This window comes from Anaerophilus nitritigenes (assembly GCF_004138215.1).
Lineage (GTDB): Bacteria > Bacillota > Clostridia > Peptostreptococcales > Thermotaleaceae > Anaerophilus > Anaerophilus nitritogenes.
In genome coordinates this window covers 1-9,326 of record NZ_RYYS01000046.1, presented here as the reverse complement: position 1 = coordinate 9,326, position 9,326 = coordinate 1, and the positions used below count along the sequence as shown (strand labels likewise).

The following is a 9,326-nucleotide window of genomic DNA, read 5'->3' as shown; positions in this document are numbered from 1 at the left end:
TTTTCCACTATACGAAATATATTTCGTATAGTGGAATGTAAAATTCAAACAAATAGAAAGCTTGTTGTAGAGGAGGTGTAGAAATTCATGTGGGAATTAGATACTATGGGACTTAGTGAATCTTTAATGGTTTCAGGTATGGGAGTAGCCATCGTATTCTTAGTACTTTTATCATTAGCAGTGGCTATTGTTGTTGTTTCTAAAATTATCATGATGCTTGGTATCGGCTCTGAAAGCAAAGTGGCGTCTCCTACTCAAAGTGTAGATAAAAGGGATGAGCTAGATGAGGAAACCTATGCAGTATTGATGGCTGCAGTTTGTGAAGAAATAAAACAGCCACCAAATAAGTTTAGAATTACTGAAATAAAAGAAATTAATTAATAAGAAAATAAAAAAAATAAAAATGTAAAGGATGGTTATAAAGATGAAATATATTGCTACATTAAATGGAAAAAAATACGAGGTTCAAATTGAAAAAGTTGCTGATTATCAACCCTTATCACGTGAAGCGGCAGTAGCACCTGTAGCTGCACCAGCTCCAGTGGCAGCACCAGTAAAGCCAGCACCAACACCTACTCCTGTAAAACCAGCAGCACCAGCAGCAGCACCAACAGGAGGAGCAACTCAAGTAGTAAGTCCAATGCCTGGTTCTATATTTGATATTAAAGTTTCAGAAGGTCAAGCTGTAAAAACTGGAGATGTTTTAATTGTATTAGAAGCTATGAAAATGGAGAATGAAATCGTTGCCCCAGTTGATGGAACTGTTTCTCTTCAAGTTAAAAAAGGCGAGATGGTAGATTCAGATTCTGTTTTAGCTATTATAAAATAATCGTATAAAGTAAGGAGTGTTTATTTAATGAATTTTTTAGATATTGCAGGAAGTTTGCTAGCACAATCAGGTTTTGCAGCAATGAACTGGCAAAATGGTGCTATGATTTTGGTCTCCTTTATATTGCTTTATTTAGCTATTGCTAAGAAGTTTGAGCCATTATTGTTATTACCTATTGCTTTTGGTATGTTTCTTGCAAACCTACCAATAACAGGATTGATGTTAGAAGCAGACCCTTGGTATACACAAGGGGTGTTAAGAATTATATATTCAGGAATAAAGAGTAGTGTATTTCCTTGTTTGATGTTTTTATGTGTAGGTGCAATGACGGATTTTGGTCCTTTGATTGCCAACCCAATCAGTTTATTCTTAGGTGCGGCAGCACAAATGGGTATTTATGTAGCGTTTACACTTGCTAATACTATAGGAGGTTTTACAGTAGGTCAATCAGCAGCTATAGGTATTATTGGAGGAGCAGATGGTCCTACAGCAATTTACATTGCAAACAATCTAGCACCTGAGTTAGTAGCTCCAATAGCAGTAGCAGCATATTCATATATGGCTTTAATACCAATGATTCAGCCACCACTTATGAGAATGTTAACAACTGAAAAAGAACGAAAGATTAAAATGAGTCAATTAAGAAAAATTAGTAAAGTTGAAAAAATTATATTCCCTATATTTGTTGCTTTATTTTGTTCATTGATGTTACCATCTGTAGCACCACTTCTAGGAATGTTAATGTTTGGTAATTTGCTTAGAGAATCTGGTGTAACAGAGCGTCTAACGAATACTGCACAAAATGGATTATGTAATGTAATTACTATATTACTTGGATTGACAGTAGGAGCTACAGCAGATGGTGCAATCTTTTTAAGAATTCAAACAATCACAATTATTGCTATGGGTCTTTTAGCATTTGCTTGCTCAACTATGGGAGGACTTTTAATAGGAAAGCTTCTTTGCCATCTTACAGGAGGAAAAATCAATCCATTAATAGGATCAGCAGGAGTTTCAGCAGTACCAATGGCAGCACGTGTAGCACAAGTTGAAGGAGCAAAAGCAAATCCAACAAACTTCTTATTAATGCATGCTATGGGACCAAACGTTGCAGGAGTTATAGGCTCTGCAGTAGCAGCTGGATTTTTCATGATACTATTTGGTTAAAATTTTTAAATTAAAATTTTAATATAAAAAATATATAGGAGGCGTTATTGTGAATAGTAAAGTGTATACATTATCAGATGCAATAGCCAAATTTGTCCAAAATGGAGACCACGTTTGCTTTGGTGGTTTTACAACAAACAGAAAACCTTATGCAGCAGTTTATGAAATTATGCGTCAAGGACAAAAAGATTTTGTTGTTGAAGCAGGACCTGCTGGAGGAGATTGGGACTTACTTATCGGTGAAGGAAGAGTTAAAGCATATATTAACTGCTATACAGCAAACTCAGGAGTTACAAATGTATCACGTCGTTTTAGAAGTGCAATAGAAAAAGGTGAACTTATTTATGAAGATTATTCTCAAGATGCTATAATGCTTATGTTACATGCAGCATCATTAGGACTTCCATATCTTCCAGTTCGTTTAATGATGGGATCAGACTTAACAGATAAATGGGGTATTAGTAAAGAAGTTCGTAAAACAATTGAAAAATTACCAGACGATAAATTTGTATATGTAGATAATCCATTTAACCCAGGAGAAAAAATTGTTGCTCTACCAGTACCAAAGCTTGATTTAGCAATTATACATGCTCAAAAGGCATCTCCAGACGGAACAGTTACTATTGAAGGTGACGAATTCCATGATGTAGACATTGCAGTAGCTGCAAAAAAAGTTATCGTTACATGCGAAGAATTAGTAAGCAACGAAGAAATTCGTAAAGATCCTAGTACAAATTCAATTCCTCCATTTTGTGTAGATGCAGTTGTACATGCTCCATATGGTGCGCATCCTTCACAATGCTACAATTACTATGACTATGATAATCCATTCCTAAAAGAATATGATGTTGCAAGTAAAACTCAAGAAGCATTTGATGAGTTCAACCAAAAATGGGTATATAGCGTAAAAGATCATCAAGAGTACCTTGACAAATTAGGTGCAAGTCGTTTAGTAGCACTAAACAATGTTCCAGGTTTAGGATATGCACCACAAGCTAAAAGTAAGGAGGAAAAATAACAATGGCTAATTATACAAATTACACAAATAAAGAAATGCAAGCAGTTACAATTGCTAAGCAAATCAAAGACGGACAAGTAGTTATTGTAGGTACTGGACTACCTTTAATAGGTGCTTCATTAGCAAAGAGAGTATTTGCTCCTAAATGTAATTTAATTGTAGAAAGTGGACTTATGGATTGTGATCCAATCGAAGTACCAAGAAGTGTAGGAGATAATCGCTTTATGGCTCACTGTGCTACACAATGGCCAAACATTAGATTTATTGGATTTGAAGCCAACGAATGGATTCATGACAATGATCGTTTGGTAGCTTTTATTGGTGGAGCTCAAATAGATCCTTATGGAAATGTAAACTCAACTTGTATCGGAGATTATAACAATCCAAAAACACGTTTTACAGGAAGTGGTGGAGCAAATGGAATTGCTACTTATGCAAATACCATCATCATGATGCAACATGAAAAACGTCGTTTTATTGATAAAATCGATTATGTAACAAGCCCAGGCTGGATTGATGGTCCTGATGGACGTGCAAAAAAAGGACTTCCAGCAAATAGAGGTCCGATCATGGTTGTTACAGATCGTGGAATTATGAAATTTGATGAAGAAACAAAACGTATGTATCTTGCAGGATATTATCCAACTTCTTCACCAGAAGATGTTATAGAAAATACAGGATTTGATGTAGATGTATCAAGAGCGGTAGCTCTAGAAGCACCAGATCCAGAAGTAATTCGTATGATTCGTGAAGAAATTGATCCAGGTCAAGCATTTATTAAAATTCCAAAATAAATAATACTTTATATTATAAAGGAGGTCAAACAGTGGGTAACTATTCAATGCCAAGATATTTTCAAAATATGCCTGTTGTAGGTAAGGCAATTGGGGCTAAAAATAAAGAAAATGAAGAGAGCATCAAACAAGTTGAAAAAGAAATTCGTGAAAGCATTAAAAAAGTTCATGCAGAAGGACGTCCAGATGAATCTTTAAATAAAGCAGGACAAATGACTGCACTACAACGTATTTTTGAACTAGTAGATGAAGGTACATGGAATCCACTCAACAGTCTTTTTAATCCAGAAGGAAATGATAACGGATCAACAGGGATTATTAAAGGACTTGGACGTATCAATGGAAAGTGGGCAGTAATTGTAGCTTCAGACAACAAAAAATTAGCAGGTGCATGGGTACCTGGACAATCAGAAAACTTAATACGTGCTTCTGATACAGCTAAATTATTACGTATTCCTTTAGTATATGTATTAAATTGTAGTGGTGTTAAATTTGATGAACAAGAAAAAGTTTATCCAAACCGTCGTGGTGGTGGTACACCATTTTATAGAAATGCTGAGTTACAACAATTAGGTATACCTGTAATCGTAGGTATTTATGGAACAAACCCAGCAGGAGGAGGATATCATAGTATCAGTCCAACTGTTTTAATTGCACATCAAAAGGCAAATATGGCTGTAGGTGGAGCAGGAATCCTAGGAGGTATGAATCCAAAAGGATATATAGACCAAGAAGGTGCAGAGCAAATCGCAGATTCAGTAGCAAAGGCAGGAAAACAAGTTCCTCCAGGATCAGTATCTGTACACTTTAATGAAACAGGTTTCTTCAGAGAAGTATATGCAGAAGAAAAAGGTGTATTAGAAGGAATCAAAAAATATATTGATTCATTACCTGCTTATGACGTAGAATTCTTTAGAGTAGATGATCCACATCCACCTAGATTAAGCGATGAAGATCTATACTCTATCATACCTATGAATCAAAAACGTCCATATGACATCTATGAAGTAATTGGTCGTATCTTTGATAATAGTGAATTTGTAGAATACAAAAAAGGTTATGGACCAGAAATGGTAACAGGTTTAGCGAAAGTAGATGGTTTATTAGTAGGAGTTGTAGCAAACGTTCAAGGTCTATTAATGAACTACCCTGAATACAAAGAAAATTCAGTAGGTGTTGGTGGTAAATTATATCGTCAAGGACTCATCAAAATGAATGAATTTGTTACACTATGCGGACGCGATCGTCTACCAATCGTATGGCTTCAAGATACAACAGGTATTGATGTTGGAGATGATGCTGAAAAAGCTGAATTATTAGGACTTGGACAGTCTTTAATTTATTCTATAGAAAATTCAGGAGTACCACAACTTGAAGTTCTATTACGTAAAGGAAGTGCAGCAGCTCATTATGTATTAGGAGGCCCACAAGGAAATAATACAAATGTATTCTCAGTAGGAACAGCAGCAACAGAAATTTATGTAATGAATGGAGAAACAGCAGCAAGTGCGATGTATTCAAGAAAATTAGCAAAAGAGAAACAAGCAGGAAATGACTTACAACCAACAATTGATAAAATGAATAAATTAATTCAAGAATATACAGATAAATCTCGTCCAAAATTCTGTGCTGAAAAAGGTATGGTGGATGAAATTGTTGATATGACAGCTATTCGTGGTTATGTACGCGCATTTACAAATGCAGCTTACCAAAATCCAAAATCTATTTGTGCATTCCACCAAATGTTGTTACCAAGAAGTATAAAAGATTTTGAAACATACAATAAATAATAAAGTATAATTTATAGATTAAATACTTAATCTATTATATAAACCAATTTAAAAATCATTGTCTTATGCTTACTTTAGGTGGAAAAAAGCAAATTTAGCTTTTTTTCACCTAAATAAGTATATTTACCTAAATAAGTAATCACATTGATCATAGATAGTCACTACTGATTTTACAGATAGGGCAATGAAGATAATCTTTAAGCTGAAGGTTTTTTAGGAGTAACCGAAGGTATAAATTATCTTTTTTTTATGGATATTTTTGATTTGAGCTTTTGCACTTACCCAATTTATAGCTATCAACCTAATATAGCTAATTAAAAGTAAAAATTCTATCCAAATTAAGTTTTAATTGATATCTCTTAGATTCAATAATTTTATAAAGTATGGAGGTCAAGATGGAAAATATATATACAATGGGAATAGATGTTGGATCTACAGCATCAAAGTGCATTATTTTAAAAAATGGAAAAGAAATAATAAGTAAATCTCTTGTAGATTCAGGTACTGGTACAACAGGACCTGCTCGTGCAATCGAATCAGTTTTAAAAGATTGTGACCTTACAAAAGAAGATATGAACTATATTTTGGCAACAGGATATGGACGTAACTCCATTGACTGGGTTGATGCTGAGATGAGTGAATTGAGTTGTCATGCAAAAGCTGCTCATTTTTTATTTCCTAATGTGCGTACGGTTATTGACATTGGGGGACAAGATGCCAAGGTATTACGTATTAGTGAACAAGGAATGCTTACAAATTTTGCTATGAATGATAAATGTGCAGCAGGGACAGGAAGATTCCTAGATGTTATGGCACGTATTCTTGAAGTAAATATTGATGATTTAGAAGTATTATCAGCTCAATCTACAAAAGTGATAAATATCAGCTCTACATGTACAGTATTTGCTGAATCTGAAGTGATTTCACAACTAGCACATGATTCACAAATATGTGATATAGTAAAAGGAATCCATAGATCTGTAGCAGGTCGAGTATCAGGACTTGCAAAGCGTGTAGGTGTTGAGGATGATGTTGTAATGAGTGGTGGAGTTGCAAGAAATAAAGGAGTAGTTACATCACTTGAAGAAGAGCTTGGTAAAAAAATACATACATCACCACTAGCACAATATTCAGGTGCATTAGGAGCAGCATTGTTTGCATATCAAAAATTCAAAAAATAAACTCGTTATTATATTAAATTTAAATGGATATCTCCATCTTTTAGGTGGGATGATCCTTTTAATAAAATTTAAAAGTCTTAAGCTTTAAAGCTTAGGAACTACAATTATTAAATAGCATTAAAATAGGAGGGGGAAAATAATATGTCAGAAAATGAAAAAGTACCAGCTAAGCAAAAGCTTAGGGCAGTAGTAGATCAAGTGTATCAAAATGCATGGGATGCTAAAAAAAGAGGAGAGCCAGTAGGTTGGTCATCTTCAAAATTCCCTGCAGAAATCGCTGAAACTTTAGGACTAGCTGTATGTTATCCTGAAAATCAAGCTGCTGCAATATCTGCAAAACATGGTGGACAAAGAATGTGTGAACATGCAGAAGCTATGGGATTTGATAATGATATTTGTGGATATGCAAGAATCAATATAGCATATGCAGCAGGTTATGAAGCAGATGAAAAACCAATGCCACAACCTGACTTTGTACTTTGCTGTAATAATATTTGTAACTGTATGACAAAATGGTATGAAAATCTTGCAAGAATTCACAATATACCATTGATCATGATAGACGTTCCATTTAATAATACTGTTGAAGTAAGTGATGCTCAAGTAGCTTATATTCGTGGACAATTTGACGATGCAATTAAACAATTAGAAGAAATTAGTGGAAACAAATGGGATGAAAAAAGATTTGAACAAGTATGTGCTAACTCTAACCGTACTGCAAAAGCATGGTTAAAAGTATGTTCATACTGTCAATACAAACCATCTCCATTTAGTGGTTTTGATTTATTTAACCATATGGCGGTAGTAGTTACAGCACGTTGTAAAGTAGAAGCTGCTGAAGGATTTGAAGAATTAGCAGAAGAATTAGAACAAAATGTAAAAAGTGGAAAATCAACATGGCGTTATGATGAAAATCATAGAATTATGTTTGAAGGAATTCCATGTTGGCCACAATTACAAGCATTATTCAAACCTTTAAAAGAAAAAGGAATCAATACTACAGCTGTTGTATATGCACCAGCATTTGGTTTTGTATATAATGATATGGATGAAATGATGAAAGCTTATTGTAAAGCCCCTAACTCAGTATGTTTAGAAACTGGTGTTGAGTGGCGTGAAGGAATTTGTAAAGAAAACAAGGTAGATGGTATATTAGTACACTACAACCGTAGTTGTAAACCGTGGAGTGGATATATGCCAGAGATGCAAAGAAGATTCCGTAAAGACTTAGGTGTTCCAGTAGTTGGATTTGATGGTGACCAAGCCGATCCAAGAAACTTCTCAGAAGCACAATACAACACTCGTGTAGAAGGACTTTTCGAAGTAATGGAAGAGTTTAATGCTAAAAAGGGAGGAAAGGACAATGAGTAGAATCGAAGAACTTTTAAATCAGTTTAGTGAAATAGCAAAAAGTCCAAAAAAACAATTAAATCAATATTTAGCACAAGGTAAAAAAGCTATAGGATGTTTTCCTTACTATGTACCAGAAGAATTAGTTTATGCTGCAGATATGGTACCTTTTGGTATATGGGGACAAACAGGAGGAACAATTAATCAAGCAAAAGAATATTTTGCAGCTTTCTACTGTACAATAGCACAATTAAACCTTGAAATGGGACTAAAAGGAACACTAGATGGTTTATCAGGTGTAATTGCATCTTCAATGTGTGATACATTACGTCCATTTACACAAAACTTTAGAGTAGCATGTCCTGATTTTCCTTTTATGTTTTTAGCACATCCACAAAATCGTAGACCAGAATATGGTGTTGAATTTACTATGGCTCAATATAAAAATGTAAAAGATAAGTTAGAAGAAATTGGAGGAGCTGAAATTTCTGACGAAAGTCTTAAAAATGCAATCAAGGTTTACAACGAAAGTCGTGCTGTACGTCGTCGTTTTGTTGAACTTGCAGGAGAGCATCCAGAAATAGTAACTCCAAAAAAACGTAATGCTGTATTAAAAAGTGCATATTTTATGCTAAAATCAGAACATACAGAATTATTAAAAGAATTAAATGAATTACTAGAAAAATCACCTAAAGTAGAATGGAAAGGTACAAAAATCGTTACTTCAGGTATCGTTTTAGATAGTCCATCATTACTTGAAATTATTGAAAACAACAACATGGCAATTGTTGCAGATGATATGGCTCATGAATCACGTGCAATTCGTGTAGATGTACCAGAAGATGAAGAAAATCCAATGAAAGCATTAGCCCTTCAATTTGCTGCACAAGATTATGATACTTTATTATATGATCCAGAGATCAACAAACGTCCTGAATATATAGTAAATAAAGTAAAAGAAAGTAAAGCTGATGGTGTTGTAATTATGATGATGCAATTTTGTGACCCAGAAGAAATAGAATTCCCTTCATTAAAAAAAGGATTAGATGAAGCAGGTATTCCTTATGTTAAGATTGGTATGGATCAACAAATGACAAACTTTGGACAAGCAAGAACATCTCTTCAAGCATTTTCTGATGTGTTATCAGTAAATAAATAGAATAAAGCAATCAAGAACCTCCTAACTAGGAGGTTCTT

General features: G+C 34.3%; 9 protein-coding genes. All 9 read left to right on the top strand.

What is annotated here, in order from left to right:
* The first annotated feature begins 87 nt into the window (after positions 1–87).
* Positions 88–381 carry an OadG family protein gene (locus tag EK368_RS07515; protein WP_129598080.1) on the top strand — a complete coding sequence of 98 codons (294 nt, stop codon included), beginning with the start codon at positions 88–90 and terminating at the stop codon, positions 379–381.
* 43 nt (positions 382–424) lie between these two features.
* Positions 425–829 carry a biotin/lipoyl-containing protein gene (locus tag EK368_RS07510; protein WP_129598078.1) on the top strand — a complete coding sequence of 135 codons (405 nt, stop codon included), beginning with the start codon at positions 425–427 and terminating at the stop codon, positions 827–829.
* 27 nt (positions 830–856) lie between these two features.
* The gene (locus EK368_RS07505; protein WP_129598076.1) at positions 857–1,996 is read left to right on the top strand and encodes a sodium ion-translocating decarboxylase subunit beta; all 1,140 of its coding nucleotides are present in this window, start codon (positions 857–859) and stop codon (positions 1,994–1,996) included.
* A 49-nt stretch (positions 1,997–2,045) separates the two neighbouring features.
* A complete protein-coding gene (gctA, locus tag EK368_RS07500; RefSeq protein ID WP_129598074.1) occupies positions 2,046–3,014 on the top strand; it encodes a glutaconate CoA-transferase subunit A in 969 nt (322 codons plus the stop codon).
* Positions 3,015–3,016: 2 nt separating this feature from the next.
* Positions 3,017–3,808 carry a glutaconate CoA-transferase subunit B gene (gene gctB, locus EK368_RS07495; protein WP_129598072.1) on the top strand — a complete coding sequence of 264 codons (792 nt, stop codon included), beginning with the start codon at positions 3,017–3,019 and terminating at the stop codon, positions 3,806–3,808.
* Positions 3,809–3,855: 47 nt separating this feature from the next.
* Positions 3,856–5,598 carry a carboxyl transferase domain-containing protein gene (locus EK368_RS07490; protein ID WP_129598082.1) on the top strand — a complete coding sequence of 581 codons (1,743 nt, stop codon included), beginning with the start codon at positions 3,856–3,858 and terminating at the stop codon, positions 5,596–5,598.
* Between the two features lie 395 nt (positions 5,599–5,993).
* The gene (hgdC, locus tag EK368_RS07485; RefSeq protein ID WP_129598070.1) at positions 5,994–6,779 is read left to right on the top strand and encodes a (R)-2-hydroxyglutaryl-CoA dehydratase activase HgdC; all 786 of its coding nucleotides are present in this window, start codon (positions 5,994–5,996) and stop codon (positions 6,777–6,779) included.
* A gap of 141 nt (positions 6,780–6,920) precedes the next feature.
* Positions 6,921–8,150 carry a 2-hydroxyacyl-CoA dehydratase subunit D gene (locus EK368_RS07480; RefSeq protein ID WP_129598068.1) on the top strand — a complete coding sequence of 410 codons (1,230 nt, stop codon included), beginning with the start codon at positions 6,921–6,923 and terminating at the stop codon, positions 8,148–8,150.
* Positions 8,143–9,288 (top strand): 2-hydroxyacyl-CoA dehydratase subunit D, encoded by a 1,146-nt coding sequence (locus tag EK368_RS07475; RefSeq protein WP_129598067.1) that lies wholly within the window; start codon positions 8,143–8,145, stop codon positions 9,286–9,288. The genes EK368_RS07480 and EK368_RS07475 overlap by 8 nt, the downstream gene beginning before the upstream one ends.
* Positions 9,289–9,326: the final 38 nt, after the last annotated feature.